Here is a 20,276-nt window from a genome sequence, read left to right on the forward strand (position 1 = left end):
TTCGACGAAAAATAGTATTTGTTCTTATAGTTCCTTTTACTCTTAATTGTGGTTGGAAGGAGATATATATGTTTAAATGGGTAACAAAAAAAGACTTAGGTTATTGGTTCGCTTTCACTTTTGTTATATGGCTTTTGTCATCTGATTATGGGAAAAATAATCAACCATTGCTTGATAATTGGGCCTTTGCAAGTACTGTTGTATCAATAATATTAGCAGTGTTAGCAATCGTTTATTCGTATTATCAAGGTTTTACAACTATGTTTTCAACAAAGAAACTTGAAGAATCTGCAGAGAAAATAGTCGAAGTCTCAGCTAAATTAGAGGATAACAGTATAAATGTTTTATTTGAAAATCTAGAAAAAAAAATAGAATCTATTAATCATACTTTAGATGAAAAAGTAGATAGTAGGTTCTCAGGTTTTGAGGAACTAATAAGCAGAAAAATTGGTAATGACAATAGTAATGATATCGAAGTAGTATTATCTAAAGAACAATGGATGGATAAAATCAAAATAGCTTCCAGCAAAACAACACCATTTTTTACTTTAATCTTATTATATTTGTACCTAAGCTATAAAAATGATAAAGCTATAGTTGTGAAGGATATTACAAACGCAATTACTGAAAAGATTACAATAGATGCTAATTTGCTAGAAGATCTCCATTTATCTTATAAGAATATGATTTCAGGTTTTTACATGGCTTTAAAAATGATCGGTGTATTCGCGGCAACAAATGAGTTGTATGAGTTTAAAATATCTCATATGCAACGAGAATTTTGTGAAGCTATGGATGAAAAGATAGAAGCCCATAAAGACGAGGAAAGTTATTTATCAGTACTAAGTTTTTTTGAAGATAATAATTGATAAACTGATTTTAGACTAGAAATGCATCCACATAAAGGATGCTTTTTATTTTGCATAAAAGAAGGTGAATTAAATGGATAAAGAACAAATTCTAAAACCTATTGAGCAATTTCTTGAATCAATTAAAGGTACTGAATATGAAGACTACGCCTTAAAAATGAAAAGGGAAATTGTAGACGCAATTGATGATTATAATCTTGATCTAAAGGCGGCAGGTGAAAGGGAAGATTAGTTAGGTTCATTAGGGCTTTGCTTATGAATGTAATCAAAACTGAATAGAAATTGATCTTTAAGACATCCACCATGAGTGTCTTTTTATTTTATGCGGTGGCGGAATAGGTAGACGCAAAAGAGGTGCCGAGTCAATTATAGTTGATAACCACAGGTATGTAGGGTGCAAATCCTTACCCGCATTTTATGTTGAAGAAGGAATTTATATTATATTGTCGAATAACGTAAGTAAACGAAAGGAGGGATTATTATGTTAGATCCACGTGGTACAGGATACAATCCAAAATATAAAGACCCAGGCGGTGGTGGCTACATAGCATTAGCCAAAGATCCGGGTGGAGTAGGATGGTAATTAACACTCACTTTAAGTGGGTGTTTTTTCTTTCCTCTTTGCAACTTTTCCACCCAAATCCATTGATTTTGGCAACCGAACAGATGACCTACCGCTAATTAGAGGATAGTCTGACTTACCGCTAATTAGAGGTATCACCTACCGCTAATTAGAGTACAGTGCCTACCGCTAATTAGAGGTATAAGAAAGAAATAATTAAAGAAATATATAAATATATACTAGCAAATGAAATTATTAGATAAAATAGTTTTAATAGAGGAGGGGGAGATATTGAATTTTGAAGCTAAACATTTAGTAAGGTGGGGAATCCCAGGTTGGTTTTATACTCTTGTAATCTTTATATATTTTTTACTAGATGATAAAGAACGCTTAGTTCAGTATTTAAAAAGTTTAGATGTTTCTATAATTGGAATAACTGCATTATTAGGTGTAACTGGAATTATTATTGGCCATATGATTCATCAAATTAGTATGTTATTTGGATTTCTTATAATAACAAATTGGAAAAAATACTTTAAAGGAGAATATAAACTTGATCAAATTATAATGAAAAGTAAATATGGACAAGAAATTCAAAGAATATATAGACACCGTCTAGGGCAAGTGCATGCTCTAAGAGCATTAACTACAAGTGGTGTATTATCATTGATTACAGTAGGGTTATTATTAATTTTTTATTCTTATTCAATTAAAACTATTTTTTTATTAATTGTTATCTGTATATTAACCATTACATTGTTTATTAATCATAATTATTTTAGAAAAAATCTTGATTACTTTGTAAAACAAATAGATATGGAGAAACACGGCGTTTAGCATTCACGGATTAGTGGATGCTTTTTATTTTGCATAAAAGAAGGTGAATTCATGAAACTTGCTGATCATATAAATAAATATTCTATTCGTAAGTTCAACCAACTAAGACGAGCAGCTAGAAATAAAAAAGAAAAGTCTAAACTGAAACAAGAGAAAGTTAATTGGCATGACATTATGGGAACAAATCGTGACAGGTTTAAAAGAGTAGGTGGAAGGGTGAGAAGGAAATGAATTTAGTAAACTGCGATCAGTGTAAAAAGAATTTCCCTGTACAACCAAAGGAAAAGAAACACGGTCAAGGAATTAAAGAAACATATTTTGTTTGTCCGCATTGTAAGACTAGATATACAGCTTATATAACTGATCAAGAAGTGAGAAGAATGCAAAGGCAAATTCAAAAGTTGGAGCAAGAAATTATAAATCTAAAATTGAATGCTTCAAAAAGAATGGATGAATTGAAAGAACAGATAAGTACTTAACAGGTAGCTTTTTTATTTAAGAAGGGAGTTTATATTAAATGAAACCGAAATTCCAACTTGAATGTATCGATAAAGAATGCCGAACAATAACAATAGCAAAAGGTAATGAACATTTGGATGGAATAAGATGTCCAAGATGTAATGGTCCTGTCTTATCAAAACCATTTAAACGCAAACCTATAAAGGTTACAGAAAGAGCGATATACGTAAGAGGGAAAATAATCGAATTTAATAAAGAACATTGCTTTGATTTAACACCTGATCAAGTTGAAACAGTCTTGGATTTATATGATGGGTATAAAGAAAGGAAATGTCTGGTACAAGAAGTTGACCTTTCTAATGAAAAAGATTTTACAAAATTATTAGTAATAGAATTAGATTCATATGATAGTGTTCCTCGAGTTTTATTTGAAGGCGAAGAGATAAAGCGAATGATTGACCTTAAGTTTAAATGGGAAACAGATACCAGTGTTCCAAAACCGCCTAGAATTTTTATCAAACACGCGGAAAAAGAGTGTGGAGAGAAACCAATACCCATCAAAACTATTTCGTTTGAACCCATCATATGAAACAACATCAATTTTATGACAAATATAAACGGAATAAAGAAGCTAAACGATTTTATAACGGAACCCCTTGGAAAGTGCGTAGAAAGTTAACTCTTATTCGTGATAAATACCTTTGTCAAAAGTGTTTTAGGAAAGGCATAATTACACCGGCAAACACAGTTCACCATATTAAATCTCTAGAAGAATTCCCAGATCTTGCTTTGGATCTCGAAAACTTGGAAACTATTTGTCCTTCCTGTCATAACAAAGAGCATCCAGAGAAAGGTTATGGGAAAAAGAAGGTTGAGAAGAAGGTTAAGGTTAAAGTGATTAGCACAATCGCAAATGATGAAGTGTTTTGAGGTAGCCCCCCTCCCTATTTTTCTGAAAAAGCGATTCGCTGCAGACCGGCAGGACTTCCTCCCTTGCTACGCAAATGATTTTTTTATGAAAGGGGGGTAAAATACAAACTTTGAAATTTCAATAGAAAGGGGGTTGTTTAAAAATGGCTGTACCATCTGCAAAAATGTTGAGGGATTATTTAGGAGAATCCTATCGTGAATCGGATGAAGAATTAATAAAATTGTACGTGGAAACACATCGATTTTATAGACGTTTACAAAAAGAAATCATGAAAGGTGAATTGATGTATGAGTACACAAATAAAGCTGGTGCAAAAAATAAAGTAAAAAACCCCCTTTCTATTGAATTGACTAAAACTGTTCAAACTCTTAATAACTTGTTGAAATCGCTAGGTTTGACACCTGCTCAACGAAAAAAAATAGCGAATGGTCAGAGTGTTGATGACGATGACGACTTTGACGATTTTTAAAGTGGGTTAAAAAATGTCTGTAATAACGCGGAAAAAAGATTCGTGGTCTTTAATGACTGCAAACCCTATTGAACTAGAAAATTGGTATCAAAACTGGCGAAATGAACAAGTAAAAAAAGGGTTTATTTTAGAATATTTTTCTACCAGGCTTTTAACAACTTGGTATGCTCAACAAGTAGTAGAAGGAAATATTGTAGCTGGAAAAAAGATAAAATTAGCGTGTAAACGTCATTTAAATGATTTAAAACGTGCAGGAACTGACGAATTTCCTTATGTTTTTGATGAAGAATTAGCGCATAGACCTATTCGGTTTATTGAAAAATATTGCAAACCATCAAAAGGTGATTATGATAATTTAGTTTTTCAACCATGGCAGCATTTTGTCATAGGCTCACTATATGGATGGGTTCATAGAGATACAGGTATAAGGCGTTTTCGTGAGGGCCTTATTTTTCTTGGTCGTAAAAACGGAAAAACGACTCTTATTTCCGGATTAGCCAACTTCGCTGTAAGTAAGGACCATGAAAAAGGGGCAAGGGTTTATGTTTTAGCCAATTCTAAGCAACAGGCTGGAGAATTATTTGATGAGTCAAAAGCTATGGTGGAAAGTTCACCTAAACTACGAAAGCGATTCAGAACCAATCAAAAAGGGATTTTTTATGATAAAACGAAATCTCGAATTGAGCCAAGGGCTTCCGATTCTGAAAAATTGGATGGTCTTAATACTCATCTTGGGATTTTTGATGAAATCCATGAGTTTAAAGATTATCGTCTAATAAATGTTATTAAAAAGTCCCGTGGATCTCGTAAGCAGCCATTAATTTTATATATTACAACTGCTGGGTATCAATTAGATGGACCTTTAGTAGATTATTACTCTCAAGCAGATGAAGTCCTTGAAGGTGCGGTTCCTGATGATCGCACTTTTTATTTTATGGCTGAATTGGATAATGAAAAAGAATTTGATCAGCCTGAAATGTGGATCAAAGCAAATCCAAATATGGGTGTATCCCTAAATTTAGTCACACTCATAGACGATTGGAAAAAAGACAAGCGCACTCCACAAGAACGCAGTGATTTCATCACTAAGCAATTCAATATGTTTGTAAATAATAGTCATCAATCATTTTTGGATTTTAAAACAATCAAAAAGAATAACAAAGTAATTAATTTGGATGATTTAAAAGGCAAGGTATGTATTGGTGCGTTCGATCTTTCAGATTCAGAGGATTTTACAAGTGCATGCTTAGAGTTTCCTATCATTGATACCGAAGAAGTTTTTGTCTTATCTCATTCTTGGATACCTGAAAAGAAAGTTAAAGAAAACAATGAAAAAATTCCATATAGGGAATATGAACAGCAAGGATTATTGACGATTATTCCAGGTGATTACGTGAAAAAAGAGTATATTTACGATTGGTTTGTTGGGAAAGCAAAAATTTATTCCCTTCAAAAAATAATGTATGACCCTGCAAAAGCTTATGGCCTTGTTGAATCTTTAAACTCCTATGGTTTTGCAACTGAGATAGTAAGACAAGGATTTTTAACACTTGGTCCAGCTGTGGATGATGCTAAGGAGAGATTCTTGGATGGCAATGTCATATTTAGTTATATAAATTCAGAAATGGAAAAACCACTTGTTGACCGTTTATTTAGATGGTACGTCAATAACGTAAAAATGAGGGAAGATGCCAATAAAAATAAACTTCCTCAAAAGCAAAGTAAGTTTAGAAAAATCGATGGTTTTGCAGCCTTTATAAACAGTCATGTGGAAGTTATGAAGATGTTTGTAAAACCTAAAGGAGAAGGCAAAATAAAGGTTGTATCTGTAAAGGACCTAGTAAAATGACATGTAGAACAACTAATCTTTAGATAAGAATAGTTAAAACTGATCCGGACAATATATAAGAAAAATTATCTGGAGTGATGTCCTTGGTAAAATTGGGTTCTAACTTATTAATTTTATATCTAATTGTACTACTTGGAACTAATGTTGAAACTGTAAATGCCGTTTCAAAAAGTGAAATAAAGCCACCTAAAAAAGTTTGTATAGAAGAGTTTGAGATAATAATGAAAGAATTTAATGAGAAGGTATTAAGAGACATAGTTGAGAGTTTTGAATTAGATTTATCTGGGTACAGAGAATATACTTTCGATGACTTGGACTTGGATTTAAAACTGGGGGAACATATTAAAAATCAGTATGATAAGATTTCGCTTCAGCAATTATTTGTGGGTGCAAGTAATGGTTCTAGGCGATTGTTTCTAAAGAATGGGATTGAAGGTACAAAGGGTTACTTTCTATATAAAAGAATCGATGGAAATAATGTGATAAAAGAATTAGAGAAAAAAGGCAATATATGGGTTGTGATGTATGAAGAGGAAAAGAAAGCAAGTAGAATTATTCCAAAATCTTTCAATTGGAATAAGTGTGCTAAAGAATAGAACATTATAACCAAAGGAGTAAAAGAACTTTAAATATTGAAAGGTGGTGAGATTTTGAAATGGACAAACAAATTTAAAGGGGCTGTCAAAGGCGCGGTTGCTGGTTGGAAAGGTTCCTTGTATAATTTTTCTTCCTGGTTTGGTCGTAAGTTTTGGGGGATTGATAACTCGAAATTAGCAACAAATGAAACGATTTTCAGTGTTATAAGTCGTTTGGCAAATACATTATCATCTTTACCCCTAAAGCTTTATCAAAACTATGACATTGTAATGAATCAAGCAGCTGATGTAGTGATTAATACTCCTAATCCTAACATGTCAGGTTTTGATTGGATCAATAAAATCGAAGTGTCTAGAAACGAAACTGGTAACGGGTATGCAGTTATTATGAGGGATATTCGAATGCAAGTTGAAGCACTAGTCCCACTTGATTCTTCCCATGTTACTCCTTTTATAAATACAGATGACAATAACTTATGGTATCAGGTTCAAGGTGTGGGTGGTACTTACTATTTTCATAATATGAATATGTTTCATGTTAAGCATATAACCGGTACTAGTAGGTGGGCAGGAATAAGTCCATTGGATGTATTGAAAAACACACTTGAATATGATAAAGCTGTTCAAGAGTTTTCTCTTTCAGAAATGCAAAAAAAAGATAGCTTTATTCTTACCTATGGTTCGAATGTTGATGAGGATAAAAGACAAGAAATAATCAATGATTTTAGAAGGTTTTATCAAGATAATGGTGGGATTCTATTCCAAGAACCTGGCGTACAAATTGATAAAATGAAAAAAGAATATTTTGCTTCCGATACGTTGGCATCCGAACGAATTACACGTTCAAGGGTAGCCAACGTTTTTAATGTCCCAGTTTTATTCCTTAATGATACAGAAGGGCAGAGTTATGGTAGTAATGAACAGTTGATGATTCAGTTCGTCAATATGACTGTGTTACCTATTGTTAGACAATATGAAGCTGAAATGAATCGAAAGCTGTTGACGGACTATGATCGTAAAGAGGGTTGTTACTTCAAGTTTAATCTTGGTGGTTTGCTTAGGGGTGATACTGCTGCAAGAACGCAATTTTATCAAGTTATGCTGCGAGGTGGTGGCATGGAACCAGATGAAGTCAGGAGATTAGAAGATTTGCCTCCTAAAGGCGGAGCGGCTGCTCAATTATGGGTATCTGGTGATCTATATCCGATGGAAATGGATCCAACCCAACGAAAGGGGGTGAAGGATAGTGGGAAAACAGAAAAAGAATAAGTTTTTTCAAATGAAAGCATCTGCTGATAACAAAACAGCAGATATTTTTATTTATGGTGAGATTACTAAGTATGCTTGGGAAGAGTATGGTGAGGTATCGTCTATTACTTTTAAAAATGAACTAGATTCACTTGGCGATGGAATCGAAACTATTAATTTATATATTAATAGTCCTGGAGGTAGTGTATTTGAAGCGATGGCAATTATAGCAATGTTACAACGACATCCAGCAGATATCATTTCACACATCGATGGAGTAGCTGCATCCTGTGCATCTGTCTTACCAATGATTTCAAAACGTATTATTATGCCAGCAAATGCATTAATGATGATTCATCACGCGATGACAGGAGCATATGGGAATGCAAAACAACTACGTAAGGAAGCGGATGATGTGGAACGTATTAGCAAAGCAATGTGCCAACATTATCTAGATCGTGCTGGTGATAAAATGTCTGAAGAAAAGTTATATGAAATGCTTGAGGAAGATACATGGTTAACCGCAGAGCAATGTTTAGAGTTAGGTCTTTGCGATGAGGTTATTGAGGCAAATCAAGCAGTAGCTTATGCGTTTGATGAAAAGTGGGCAAAGCAATATCGAAATGTACCAAAGCAATTAATTCCTGGTCAAAATTCATCTGTTTCAGCAGAAGAGATGGCCGAACGGCAAAGAATTGCGGAAGAAGCAAAATCTAATTCTGCTTATTTAAATACTATTTTGGAAGGATTGATATAATGAAAACTTTATTCGAATTAAAACAAGCAATGGCTACTATTGGCCAACAATTACAAAAAGTTGAAGGTGAACTTGCTCAAAAAGCAATTGACCCTTCTGCGACCATGGAAAAAATTCAAGATCTTCAAAAATCAAAAGGAGATTTAAAGGCACGTTTTGATGTTATCAAGGAGCAACACGATCAATTAGAAGCCGAACAAAGAGCAAAATTTAATGAACAACAAATTCAGCAACAAAGAGCAGGATTTGATGGACTTGATCAGGAAGCCAAAATGGTAAAAGCGAAAGCAGAGTTTATTCGTGCTTCAGTTCAGGGTCGTCCAATTAGTGATGAAGTCAAACAATTAATTGCTATTCCTGCTGGTAATGAAACTGGAGGGGACAAGCTTCTTCCAAAAACAATGACAAAAGATATTGTTCATGAACCATTTGCTAAGAACCAGTTACGTGAACTTGCAAGTGTAACGAGCATCAAAGGACTAGAAATACCTAAGATAGCTTACACTCTCGATGATGACGATTTTGTAAATGATGGTGAAGTAGCAAAAGAAATTAAGCTGACTGGAGATACTGTTTCATTTGGACGTAACAAATTTAAAGTAAAGGTTAAAATTCCTGATACAGTGATTCATGGAACAGATTTAGAATTAGTAAGTTTCGTTGATAATGCCTTACGTTCTGGTCTTGCTGCTAAAGAAAAGAAAGATGCATTGACTACTACCCCTAAACCAGGTCTTGAACATATGTCCTTTTATAATGGTTCAGATATTAAACGAGTAAAGGGTGAAAATCTCCATAAAGCAATTAAGGAAGCAATTGCTGATTTACCAGAGGACTTCAGAGATAATGCAAAAATCTTGATGACTTATAGTGACTATATGGAAATTATCGAGTATTTATCTAATGGGACTACAAATTTCTACGATGCTCCACCTGAAAAAGTATTAGGCAAGCCGGTTGAGTTTGCTGATGGTGCAGTAAAACCAATCGTTGGAGACTTCAACTATTTCAGAATCAACTATGATGGTTTGGTATATGATTCTGACAAGAATGTAGATACAGGGGATTACCTATTTGTTTTAACAGCATGGTATGACCAAAAACGTTCCTTAAACTCTGCATTCCGAATTGCTGAAGTGCAAACTACTCCCTAACACACCCCAAAACCTTAATAGTCCAAGCCAAACGGTAACGACTGTTACTTTGGCTTGGGAATAAGGCGTGGGGATAGGAAAGGAGAAAAAATCATGGAAACTTATAATTTGTACCGTGATGGCAAGAAAGTAGCCAGCGGTCTTACAGAAAAGTCTTTTACTGATACGGGTTTAACTGCAAATAAGGAATATAGTTACCAGATATCAGCAGAAAATGAAGTTGGAGAATCAGCTTTAAGTGAACCTTTATTGGTTCGCACTAAATATAGTGCGGTTTCAAATGTTACATTAAATAAAACAACACTAGCATTAGAGACGGGAGCAAACAACACTTTAACAGTTACCGTTTCTCCTTCTACTGCCGATCCAGCAGTTACATGGACATCAAGTGATCCTTCAATTGCTACGGTAGATATAAATGGGAAAGTTGTAGCAGTTAAGTCAGGTAGTGCAACAATAACAGTTACTAGCAAAACGGATAATACTAAAAAGGCCACTTGCGCGGTTACTGTTACTGATCCTACACCACCACCTGAGGGCGAATAAAATGAATTTAGCTTTAATCAAAAAACAATTGCGGATTGATGAGGAGGAGGATGACCTTCTCACTTTTTATATTGATGAAGCAAAGGAAACTTTAAAGGGGAAAGGGATTCCTGAAGTAAAAGGCTCTAAAACTTATGAACTAGCAATCATGTTGTTAGTTATGAAACGCTATGAAAATGAAGCTGTTGAAAAAGGGATTAATGATAGTTTGCAAACCCTCATACTGGATTTAAAGGCAGGTGCTTTAGTTGAAAAGAATAAATCTAGCGGATCTAAATAAGCGCCTAACTTTTCAAATCCCAACTCGCTATCAAGATGATGAAGGGGATTGGGTTGAAGGGTATGAAGATGCCTTTACTGTTTGGGGAGCAATTAAGGGAACCGGTTCGATGCGAAATGTTGATGTCATGGTTGCAGGTTCTATGGAAGTTCGTTCTCCAAAAAAGATAATTATCCGAGTAAATAAAAATGTAAAGCATAATATGCGGATTGTTCATAAAAAAGAAGGACGTACCTTTGATGTAAAAGACTTCGATTATGCTAAAGACTCCAGAGAATTTTATGAGATCATATGTGAAGAGGTGGGGATTCATGCCTAGTAGTTTTGATTTCGATGGTTTAGATGAATTAACAGCTAAATTTCAAGAAATGGGTCGTGATGTTGAAAAGGTTGATAATCAGGCCTTAAAAGCAGGGGGAGAAATCATTGCTCAACATCAAAAAGCGAATGTTAATCGAAGTAATAAGAATCAAGCGCATATTCAGGATAACCTTACCGTTTCTCGTCCAAAAGAAAATGATGATGGTAAATTTGTTGAGGTTGGCCCAAATAAAAAAGTAGCTTGGCGAGCTAAGTTTTTAGAGTACGGTACATCTAAAATGCCACCCTATCCATTTATAGAAAAGGGGGCGGATGAAGGTGCAGAGGAAGCAACTGAAGCAATGGCCAGCATTTATATAGGGGCGATCAAGAAATGACAGGTCCTTTTGATGCAAAAACAGAGATTTTTCAAGCATTTAAAAAAAATACTTTGTTGATTTCTCTTTGTCCTGGTGGATTCCACAATAGAAATGCTAAACCACCAAAAGATGGTCCAGAATATCCAAGAATAGTTTATTCGGAACTAAAAAATGGGGATGATGATTATGCAGATAATGAAGCTATATCTGCAGAAGTTCGTTTTCAAATTAGCATTTTTAATACAGCTGAAACTATTTCATCAGAAACCCCTATAGCCAAAGAAGTCGATAAGACAATGAAGTCTATCGGCTTTTCACGTTATGACTCTAATGATTTATATGAAGAAGAAATAAAGGTTTATCACAAACCTATGAGATATTTAAAAACATATTTAGGAGGTTCATAGAATGGGTTTAGTACATGGTTTAGACATGTTTCATATCGCGGAATTAACTGGTGATACTACTGATGCAGCATTGTTCGAAACACCTACAAAGTTAGAAGGAGCTGTTAATGTTAAAGTTGATCCAAAAACGGAAAGTACTACGTTTTGGGCAGATAATTCAGCTTATGATGTAATTAATAGCTTAGGTGATATAGATGTCGATTTAGAGGTTGCAGATTTACCACTTACCATGCAAAAAAAGATTTATAACATGAATGAGGTAAATGGTGTTCAATTCTCCAATAAAGATGATCAACCGATAAACCTTGCACTTGGTTTTCGTGCGAAAGTTTCATCTGGTGGATATAGATATTACTGGTTATTAAAAGGTAAACCCGAATTATTGCCTATTGAACACAAAACAGATGAGGGGAAAGCTGATCCACAAACTTCAAAAATTAAACTGAAATTTATGCCACTTCAACATAATGGGAATTGGAAAGCTCAGGCTGAAACAGAGCAACTTAAAGGAATGGACTGGTTTAAGGAAGTAATTTATGACAAATCTCAATTAAATTCTACACCCTAATACACCCCAAGGATTAACGGCTTCGAATGAAACGGATAACAGCGTCACCTTATCTTGGTCGTAGTCTTAATGGGGAATTCAAACAAAATATAACCACTTAAAAGAGCAGGGATATCCTTGCTCTTTTTTATTTTTGATTGGAGGAAAATAAAATGGATTCATTTTCTATTTCTTTAAAAATTGATGGGAAAAATAAAAAGTTTACTGCTCCAAGCTTTATACCTGGGAAGTTATTTCGTTTGGCTGCTGAGATTGAACAAGAAATTCAATCATTTGATTCAGATAAATTTGATTATGATAAAAATTTCCAATTTGTCTGTGATGTGTTTGGTAATAAATTTGATGCTGATGATTTTGAAAATGGTATCGATGCTAGAAAAATTGTTAACACCGTTTATGCTACCGTTCATTTCGTGATTGGAAATATTGCAATTGCAAGTGGGTTATTAGCGGATGGAGAATCGAAGGACACCTCAAAAAACTAACCTTGAGTGAAGCTGTTCAGGATTTATATAATTCTTTAATTGATATCGGTTTCACTCAAAACCAAATAGATGAAATGGATATTGTTTATCACTTGCAGTTATTGGCCCGTAGAAAACAGGAAAAGAAAAAAGAAGATGTCGTTTATATTGATCAAATCCTTGGCTGATTGGAGGTGGTAGTAATTGGCGAAGGGAACAGATGTTAAGGTTCGTTTGTATTCAAATTCAAAAGAGTTTAATAGTGAGATGAGTGCTGTTGCTCGTCAAATGAAACTAGTAAAGTCGGAATTTGAAGCAAATCGAACAAGCATAAATGTTTGGGGTAATGAATTAAAACAATCGGAAGCGAAGATTCAGCTCCTTACCCAACAAATAGAGCTTCAAAGAAAAAGGGTTCAGACATTAAAGGATGCCTATCTCGATTCTGCTGCTCAAAAGGGCAAGGATGCAAAAGAAACCGAAAATCTAGCAAAACGACTGAATTATGCTACAGCAGAACTCAATAAAATGCAAAACGAACTGACTGCAACTAATAAAAAAATGAATCAGTTCGGAGAAAATCAAAACATTAAAAAATTCCAAACAGATATGTCCGCATTATCTCTTCGTATGAAGCAGATCGATGCGGATTTTTCTTTGGCTGCATCTTCCTCCAAGAATTTCGATAATGCTCTCAATAAAACCCAGTTGCATGCAGATGCATTAACCAAAAAAATTGACGTTCAAAAACAAGCAATATCAAGACTAGAAGAGGAATATCGTCGTATTTCCCAATCCAAAGGAAAAGATGCACAAGAAACTAAAAATCTAGAATTAGAGATTACTAAGGCAAATACCAAACTGAATAACTTTCAAAATGAGTTAACTCAAACAAATACAAAGTTAGGTACACTTCAAAAGGAATTAAAAAACCAAAATTCTAGTTTTAGTAAGTTTTCATCTAATTTAGATGCCGTTGGCATGAAAATGCGAAATATCGGTGCCTCTGTTGGTATTACAGCTAGTATTGGATTTTCTGCCATAGCATTAGAAATGAAAAAGGCCGTCGGTGTGGCCATGGATTTTGAACGTGGTATGTCAGAAGTAAAAGCAATATCCGGTGCTACCACTAGTGAATTTAAGTTGCTAGAACAACAAGCTAAGGATCTAGGAGCTGCGACCATATTTAGTGCAAGTCAAGCTGCCGAGGGTATGAAATATCTAGCTCTTGCAGGATGGAAAACAAATGACATTATATCAGCAATGCCAGGGATGCTAGACCTTGCAGCTGCTGGATCACTAGACCTTGGTAGAGCTGCTGATATCACTTCGGATACAATGCAAGCTTTTGGACTTAGTGCTAACAAAGCAACACATGCAGCAGATATTTTTGCTTATGCACAAGCTAACGCTAATACAAATGTTGAGCAAATGGGCGAGGCTATGACCTATCTTGCACCTGTCGCTCACGCACTTGGTTGGACAATGGAAGAATCAGCAGCTGCAACCATGTCACTTGCTAACGCAGGTATCAAAGGTTCAATGGCAGGTCAAGCCTTTGCTACATCACTATCAAGATTAGCAAAACCAACAAAACAGATGAAAGAAGAAATGAAGAGATTAGGAATGTCATTTTTCGATGCGGAAGGCAACATGAAACCATTGCCTAAAGTAATTGAAGAAATTGAAAAAGGCACTAAAGGCATGACCAAAGAACAGACTTCTTCTACTCTATCAATTCTTTTTGGTGCCCAGGCATATAAACATTGGGCAGTACTACTTGATGCTGGCTCAGAAACACTTGAGAACAATACTAAAGCATTAGAGAATGCAGACGGGGCAGCTAAGAGAATGGCTGAGACTATGACAGATAATGCTTATGGAAAGGTAGTTGAACTACAATCTGCATTTGAAGGCTTACAAATTACTTTATCTCAGCATTTAATGTCTGCATTTGAAGGTGTGGTACAAAAAGCTACAGATATTATTCGATGGTTCCAAAATCTTGATAAAGGCACTCAAGAAACAATAGTAAAGACAACTGCTCTTGGTACTGCAATGCTTGGGGTTGTTGGTGTTGTGGGAACATTAACAATGGGTATTGGAGCATTGATGACATTTGCAGGACCGGTCGGTTTAGCGATTACTGGAATAACTGCAGGTGTTGGCGCTTTAGGGCTTGCTCTTTTCGCAGCACATGAGCATACGGAGAATTTAAAGAAGAAGCAAGAAGAGGCTGAAATAGCAGCTATACGGTATGGGGATGGTTTATCTACAGGCACGATGAAAGGTGTCAAAGGATATACCGATTTATACGAAGGCGCTAAGCTTAAAATGCTAGAATTACAAAATATGTCTGGCGAAAAAGCAAAAGCAACCTCTCAAGAAGTAGTTAATGCATTTTCTAAAATGGCAGATCAAGTAATAACTGCTTTAGAAACACAGAAACAAAAACTAACAAATGCCATTAATGAGGTTTATGATATAGCTGGCAAGGCTGGAAAAGATAAAGCTAAAGAAATGACAAATACAGTGCTAGAAAGCTTTGATAAAGACATTGCTGACTATAAAAAAGCTTTAGATACTGTAAAAGAAGCACATGAAAAATATAATAATGACATTTCTAAAATGCCAGCGGAATTTGCTACAAAGTATTCAGAAGCCTTAAAAATCATGGAGGGTGGAGCTAAGGAGTTTGCTAGAACTCAAGATGAACTTCGAGCTATCCAAAAATCTATAAGTGACAAGCAAGGAAAGGTTCTTGCAGATGAAGCAGAAAAGTATACAAAATCTATTAATGATTCTTATAAAAAATCAATAGATGCTGCAAATAAATACTATGGAGATAAGCAAAAAACATTTGAACAAGCACTAGCACAAGGTCGGATAAGTCAAGAGCAATATAATAATTTGATGACAGGTGTGGAATCTCGAACTAACCAAATGTTGGCTCTAGCTGCACAGGAACGTGACAAGACTTTATCAACTCTTGCATCTCATTTAGATACTCGTGGCAAATTAATAGATATTGCAACCGGAAAAGAATTTGAAAAGCAAAAGAAATATATGAGTACTGCAACAGGATATGTTTATTCTGTAGAAGAAACTACCAGTGAATATTTCGAACGGTGGAAGGCTCACACGGAAGAGGTTTTAAAGAGCAGTACGAATTTCTCTAAAAAGACTAAATCTGAATATGAAAAAGATCTTGCAGCCTTTTTGAAATCGACTGGAATGACCAAAGAACAGGCAGTAAAAACAGCAAAACAAATGGTGGACGAATCCCTTAATGAAATGTCAAAAGGCGATGATAAGGCTAAAAAAGCCGGTGAAAACAAAGGGAATGCACATAATGAGGGTCTTGACAGTACCACCAGTAAAAACATGCGGACTGCTAAAGAAATAACAGATGAAGTCAAAAATGTTCTCTCCAAAACCTCTGATGGTGGTGGAGGTAAAAAAGCCGGTGAAGAACTTAGTAACGGAATCTTATCTAAATATAGCACTGTTTTTAATAGTGCAGCAGGTCTTGCAAACCGTGGGAAAGAAGGACTTAAATCTGTTAAAACTGAAGATGCAGGACAAGGTTTTGTATCCGGTTTTATTAATTCTATTTCTGTAGCTTCCACAGGTAATTCTATCTTTAATGCTGCATGGAACTTAGGGAAAACTGCATTATCAGCATTGAAGAAATCTATTGATTCTCATTCCCCTTCTAAACAGACAGAAAAGGAAGGGAAAAACTATGCAGATGGTTTTAAAGAAGGTATTAAGAAGAATACAAAATCTGCTTCAGCTAGTGCAAAAGCAATGGCTGCTGCAGTTAAAAAAGCATTTAATTCCGCAATGGATGATGCTCAATATAAATTTAAAATGGGCAAAATTGATGCAAATGGCTATATTAAAGAACTGCAAAAAGTTAGCAAGCAATATGCTAAAACTGGAGATCAGATAAAAAAAGTCAATCTGGAAATTGAAAAAGCTAGAAAAGATGCTTTAAAAAAGGAAGCAGAAGCACTTAAAAAGAGTTTTGATCAATCAAAGGCATACATCGACAAGAAAAAGCAGACAAACGAACTTGCTCTTGCTGAGGAATTAGCAGCATGGGAAAGGGTCCAGGCACGTTTTAAGAAGGGTTCTAAGGAACGTGAAGAAGCTGAACAAAATGTTTTCCGTGTTAAAAAGGAAATTCATGATAAGCTTACTTCCTTAAATGATGAATATTTAACAAAGGTTCAAGAAATAAATCAGAAATTGATCGATGAAGAAAATGCCTTAAATGAAGAGTATCGAAAGGCCGTGGAAGATCGTACAAATGCGTTATACTCTTTCGCAGGTATTTTTGATGAAGTCTCTTTAAAAGCGGATGTTACAGGGGAAAAACTTGTTCAGAATTTGGTTGATCAAGTAAACCTCTTTAGTCAATGGGCAACTAGTATTGAGCAGTTAGCTCAAAAAGGAATAGATAAAGGACTACTTGAAGAATTAAGACAAATGGGTCCTAAAGCGGCTGCAGAAGTTATTGCACTAAATAACATGACTGATACGCAGCTAGAAGATTTTGTTCGTCTTTGGAAAGTGAAAAATGAACTTGCTCGCCAACAAGCTACTAATGAACTTGAAGGGCTTAAAACTGATACCAAAAAGAAAATAGATGAATTGCATAAAAACGCTAATTCTCAATTGGAACAATTGAAAACAGATTGGACTAAAAAGGTTAAAGAAATTCGTAATGGTACAACTAATGAATTTAATGCTATGAATGCCAGCATGAGTGCAATTGGAAAAAATACAATCCAAGGTCTAATGAATGGTATGAAGTCAATGGAAGGTCCATTAATGGCTCAAGCGAGATCTATTGCAGATTCTATTTCAGCTACTATTCGTAAATCTTTACAAGTTCGATCTCCATCCCGTAAAACATACCAAATAGGTGTTAACGTAGGTCAAGGTTTAGAAGGTGGGATGCTTGATCAAGTAGATTCTGTAATGGCTGCTGCTAAACAACTTGCAAAATCTGCTATTCCAAATGTTTCAGGTCTAGCAAATATTATAGGATCTGCAGCAAATGGGATTCGTTCAAATTCTCATGAGTTTATAGTGAAAAATCAGATTGAATCTCCTGGACTTGAAGATAAGTTAGACAAGCTATTGATCCTCTTAGAAAAGGCTTTTTTAAGTGGTGTAGCAGGAGGGAATTTCACTCAACAGCTTATTTTTAATAGTCCTAACCCTAAACCAAGTGAAACTGCAAGGAAAAGTAAACAAGCCTTACAACACTTGGCACCAGAATGGGGGTTAACAACGTAATGCAAAAAATAACCTTTATAAATGCAAGAGGGGAATCGGTAGAGATTGGCTATCAATTCCCTTTTTTCTTGAATAAAATCGAAGGTCTTGGTGATGTAGATGCAGAAATTCAAACATCAAAATCTCCATTCCAGGATGGTAGTGAACCAATCGATGTTCTGATGAATGAAAGAGTAATCCCCATTGAGGTGGCCATATTAAAAGATTTTCAGATTAATAGGCAAATATTATCTAGAATATTTAATCCAAAACTAGGTGAGGGATTACTTATTTATGAAAATGGATTTGTAAAACGTCAGATCAGAGCAATTTCAGAGCATGTTCCAAAGTATCCAGATGAACGTCCAAGACAATCACAAAAGGCAATAATTGATTTGTTTTGTGCTAACCCATATTGGGAAGATATCAATCCAACTAATGTGAAGCTAGAGGATTTTGTATCTAACTTTAGTTTTCCATTTTCTTTTCCAGTTAGCTTTGCTACTAGGGGAGATACCAGGACGCTTGTAAATGAAGGTGACGTTCCAACACCGGTGAAAATTACATTTCGCGGTGAATCAGTAAATCCGAAAATCACCAAGTTGAATACAGGTGAAACCCTGCGAATTAAACGAACAATTCCAGATGGATATAGCCTTGTAATCACAACGGATTTTAATAATAAATCCGTTCAAATTATTGCTCCTGATGGTGTGAAAACTGATGCCATGGGATATATAGACCTTGATTTACCTTGGTCTTTTTTTAGTTTAGACGTTGGAGAAAATCAGCTTAGTTTTATTACAGAAGGCGGTAAGCCAGATGTATTTATTGAATACAAAAACTTATATGTGGGGGTGTAGCAATTGGCTGAAAAATCTATGTTTTTTGACCCTACAATCGATGCAAATGGAAAGAAAGATAGGGAATACAATGCACAAGGATTTACCGATTATTTTAAATCTCTAGTTACAACAGGCTTGATGAAAAGAGCAGGAAACGAATTAAAGGTCACTGCAAATGGATCTAACATGATCACTGAAATAGATACAGGTATTGCCTTTATTGAAGGACGGTTTTATGAGAATGATTCAAAGTTGTCACTTACTCATGATACTGAAACTCTTGGCAAAAGCAGAATTGATAGAATCGTAGTTCGTATGGATCTTAATACTGAATCTCGTTTTGTAAAATCGTTTATTAAGAAGGGAGTACCTGCTGTTGTACCTGTTGCTCCTGCTTTACAAAGAGATCAATTTATTTATGAAATCTCTTTAGCACAAGTAAAAATCATTGGTGGACAGACTTATATTAATGCTAATGATGTGATTGACGAAAGAGGGAAAACAGATATATGCCCTTGGGCAGGTTCTAAGATTCTTCCTAACTTTGATAATGCTACTTTAGAAGAACATATTCATGATTATAAAGAACACATACCATATGCAGTAGCAACTAGATATGATACAAAAGGTAAATATAATATAACACTAGATGGTGTAACTCAATATTATGAAGGATTAGCATTATCGATAAAAATATTGGAGACTAATAACGCACTTGGAGTATTAATAAATATTAATAATTTGGGCGAAAAGTATGTTAAAAAACCAAATGGTGGATCTATTAGTATTGGTTCATTAAAACCAAATGGAATTTACACTTTAAGGTACAATGGAACGGATTTTATCTTACAGGGTGAAGGGGGGAGTGGTAACGCACAACCTGCACAAGTGTTAGTGACTAAAACATTTACTAATGATGACGGTGAACAAGTTGGAACAATGCCAAACAGGGGTGGTATTGTTTTTTATCCTACAAGCACAAATATTGCTATACCAGAAGGGTATTACAACGGAAGTGGATATGTGAAAGCGGCAGAAATGAAAGTTAGTGAGGATTATATTAGTGCAAACAATGCATTAAGAACATCTACTACTTGGAGTAGGTTTTTTACAGTACAATTTTTATTTACGGGTTTTATACCGAAAGGATGTCTTATATATTTTACAGGTATTTACACAACTATTAATTCTGATAGATACAGTGGCTATATACCTATATTATTTAGGGATTTTGTTAGTACAACTTATGGAGAACCTTTGTACTTAAATAGATGGATAAATGGTGGAAATACTGGTGGTACTGTTTTACAAGCAAGAGCTGATTTTACTTATGGTAGTGGGGTTAGAGTTGTTGGAAATCGAATATACGCAGATATTGAAGTTACTTCGTCATACCAACAACCACAATTCGAAACATATAGTAAATTTGCTTGTATAGCTTGGGGCATACCTAATTAAAAGAGAGA

The 20,276-nt window shown here is 34.9% G+C and carries 24 protein-coding genes; all 24 read left to right on the forward strand.

The window, feature by feature from the left end:
• Nucleotides 1–68 precede the first annotated feature (68 nt).
• The 24 genes from NST63_RS08490 to NST63_RS08605 all read left to right on the forward strand — a co-directional run bounded on the left by NST63_RS08490 (nucleotide 69) and on the right by NST63_RS08605 (nucleotide 20,268).
• Entirely contained in the window at nucleotides 69–869 is an 801-nt protein-coding gene (locus NST63_RS08490) for a hypothetical protein (RefSeq protein WP_341041837.1), read from the forward strand.
• Nucleotides 870–942: 73 nt separating this feature from the next.
• Nucleotides 943–1,101 carry a hypothetical protein gene (locus NST63_RS08495; protein ID WP_341041839.1) on the forward strand — a complete coding sequence of 53 codons (159 nt, stop codon included), beginning with the start codon at nucleotides 943–945 and terminating at the stop codon, nucleotides 1,099–1,101.
• Between the two features lie 621 nt (nucleotides 1,102–1,722).
• Nucleotides 1,723–2,268: a hypothetical protein gene (locus NST63_RS08500; protein WP_341041840.1), complete on the forward strand. Its 546-nt coding sequence runs from the start codon at nucleotides 1,723–1,725 to the stop codon at nucleotides 2,266–2,268.
• A 51-nt stretch (nucleotides 2,269–2,319) separates the two neighbouring features.
• A complete protein-coding gene (locus NST63_RS08505) occupies nucleotides 2,320–2,499 on the forward strand; it encodes a hypothetical protein (protein ID WP_341041841.1) in 180 nt (59 codons plus the stop codon).
• On the forward strand, nucleotides 2,496–2,747 hold the full coding sequence (locus tag NST63_RS08510; RefSeq protein ID WP_341041842.1) for a hypothetical protein: 252 nt from the start codon (nucleotides 2,496–2,498) through the stop codon (nucleotides 2,745–2,747). The genes NST63_RS08505 and NST63_RS08510 overlap by 4 nt, the downstream gene beginning before the upstream one ends.
• Nucleotides 2,748–2,785: 38 nt before the next feature.
• Nucleotides 2,786–3,316 carry a hypothetical protein gene (locus tag NST63_RS08515; RefSeq protein WP_341041843.1) on the forward strand — a complete coding sequence of 177 codons (531 nt, stop codon included), beginning with the start codon at nucleotides 2,786–2,788 and terminating at the stop codon, nucleotides 3,314–3,316.
• On the forward strand, nucleotides 3,313–3,657 hold the full coding sequence (locus tag NST63_RS08520) for an HNH endonuclease (RefSeq protein WP_341041846.1): 345 nt from the start codon (nucleotides 3,313–3,315) through the stop codon (nucleotides 3,655–3,657). The genes NST63_RS08515 and NST63_RS08520 overlap by 4 nt, the downstream gene beginning before the upstream one ends.
• Before the next feature lie 143 nt (nucleotides 3,658–3,800).
• Entirely contained in the window at nucleotides 3,801–4,127 is a 327-nt protein-coding gene (locus NST63_RS08525) for a P27 family phage terminase small subunit (protein ID WP_251345462.1), read from the forward strand.
• Between the two features lie 52 nt (nucleotides 4,128–4,179).
• Nucleotides 4,180–5,976 (forward strand): terminase large subunit, encoded by a 1,797-nt coding sequence (locus NST63_RS08530; RefSeq protein WP_436580134.1) that lies wholly within the window; start codon nucleotides 4,180–4,182, stop codon nucleotides 5,974–5,976.
• Between the two features lie 83 nt (nucleotides 5,977–6,059).
• Nucleotides 6,060–6,572, forward strand: a complete 513-nt coding sequence (locus NST63_RS08535; RefSeq protein WP_341041848.1) for a hypothetical protein — start codon at nucleotides 6,060–6,062, stop codon at nucleotides 6,570–6,572.
• Nucleotides 6,573–6,626: 54 nt separating this feature from the next.
• Complete coding sequence (locus NST63_RS08540; protein WP_341041850.1) at nucleotides 6,627–7,841, forward strand: phage portal protein; 1,215 nt, start codon at nucleotides 6,627–6,629, stop codon at nucleotides 7,839–7,841.
• Entirely contained in the window at nucleotides 7,819–8,577 is a 759-nt protein-coding gene (locus NST63_RS08545) for a head maturation protease, ClpP-related (protein WP_341041851.1), read from the forward strand. The genes NST63_RS08540 and NST63_RS08545 overlap by 23 nt, the downstream gene beginning before the upstream one ends.
• On the forward strand, nucleotides 8,577–9,731 hold the full coding sequence (locus NST63_RS08550) for a phage major capsid protein (RefSeq protein WP_341041852.1): 1,155 nt from the start codon (nucleotides 8,577–8,579) through the stop codon (nucleotides 9,729–9,731). Before NST63_RS08545 ends, NST63_RS08550 begins: the two co-directional genes overlap by 1 nt.
• 93 nt (nucleotides 9,732–9,824) lie before the next feature.
• A complete protein-coding gene (locus tag NST63_RS08555; RefSeq protein ID WP_341041853.1) occupies nucleotides 9,825–10,277 on the forward strand; it encodes an Ig-like domain-containing protein in 453 nt (150 codons plus the stop codon).
• Between the two features lies 1 nt (nucleotide 10,278).
• Complete coding sequence (locus NST63_RS08560; RefSeq protein ID WP_341041855.1) at nucleotides 10,279–10,557, forward strand: head-tail connector protein; 279 nt, start codon at nucleotides 10,279–10,281, stop codon at nucleotides 10,555–10,557.
• Nucleotides 10,526–10,876: a phage head closure protein gene (locus NST63_RS08565; protein WP_341041857.1), complete on the forward strand. Its 351-nt coding sequence runs from the start codon at nucleotides 10,526–10,528 to the stop codon at nucleotides 10,874–10,876. Before NST63_RS08560 ends, NST63_RS08565 begins: the two co-directional genes overlap by 32 nt.
• The gene (locus NST63_RS08570) at nucleotides 10,869–11,255 is read left to right on the forward strand and encodes an HK97-gp10 family putative phage morphogenesis protein (protein ID WP_341041860.1); all 387 of its coding nucleotides are present in this window, start codon (nucleotides 10,869–10,871) and stop codon (nucleotides 11,253–11,255) included. The genes NST63_RS08565 and NST63_RS08570 overlap by 8 nt, the downstream gene beginning before the upstream one ends.
• The gene (locus tag NST63_RS08575; RefSeq protein ID WP_341041861.1) at nucleotides 11,252–11,644 is read left to right on the forward strand and encodes a hypothetical protein; all 393 of its coding nucleotides are present in this window, start codon (nucleotides 11,252–11,254) and stop codon (nucleotides 11,642–11,644) included. The genes NST63_RS08570 and NST63_RS08575 overlap by 4 nt, the downstream gene beginning before the upstream one ends.
• Before the next feature lies 1 nt (nucleotide 11,645).
• On the forward strand, nucleotides 11,646–12,212 hold the full coding sequence (locus NST63_RS08580; protein ID WP_341041862.1) for a major tail protein: 567 nt from the start codon (nucleotides 11,646–11,648) through the stop codon (nucleotides 12,210–12,212).
• A gap of 152 nt (nucleotides 12,213–12,364) precedes the next feature.
• Nucleotides 12,365–12,697 carry a phage tail assembly chaperone G gene (gene gpG, locus NST63_RS08585; RefSeq protein ID WP_341041864.1) on the forward strand — a complete coding sequence of 111 codons (333 nt, stop codon included), beginning with the start codon at nucleotides 12,365–12,367 and terminating at the stop codon, nucleotides 12,695–12,697.
• Between the two features lie 2 nt (nucleotides 12,698–12,699).
• Nucleotides 12,700–12,864 (forward strand): hypothetical protein, encoded by a 165-nt coding sequence (locus NST63_RS08590; protein WP_341041865.1) that lies wholly within the window; start codon nucleotides 12,700–12,702, stop codon nucleotides 12,862–12,864.
• Between the two features lie 16 nt (nucleotides 12,865–12,880).
• Entirely contained in the window at nucleotides 12,881–17,986 is a 5,106-nt protein-coding gene (locus NST63_RS08595) for a phage tail tape measure protein (protein WP_341041868.1), read from the forward strand.
• On the forward strand, nucleotides 17,986–18,828 hold the full coding sequence (locus tag NST63_RS08600) for a phage tail domain-containing protein (RefSeq protein WP_341041870.1): 843 nt from the start codon (nucleotides 17,986–17,988) through the stop codon (nucleotides 18,826–18,828). The genes NST63_RS08595 and NST63_RS08600 overlap by 1 nt, the downstream gene beginning before the upstream one ends.
• 3 nt (nucleotides 18,829–18,831) lie before the next feature.
• The gene (locus NST63_RS08605) at nucleotides 18,832–20,268 is read left to right on the forward strand and encodes a hypothetical protein (protein WP_341041871.1); all 1,437 of its coding nucleotides are present in this window, start codon (nucleotides 18,832–18,834) and stop codon (nucleotides 20,266–20,268) included.
• The last annotated feature ends 8 nt before the right edge of the window (nucleotides 20,269–20,276 follow it).

The organism is Heyndrickxia sp. FSL W8-0496, from assembly GCF_038007825.1.
Classification (GTDB): domain Bacteria; phylum Bacillota; class Bacilli; order Bacillales; family Bacillaceae_C; genus Heyndrickxia; species Heyndrickxia oleronia.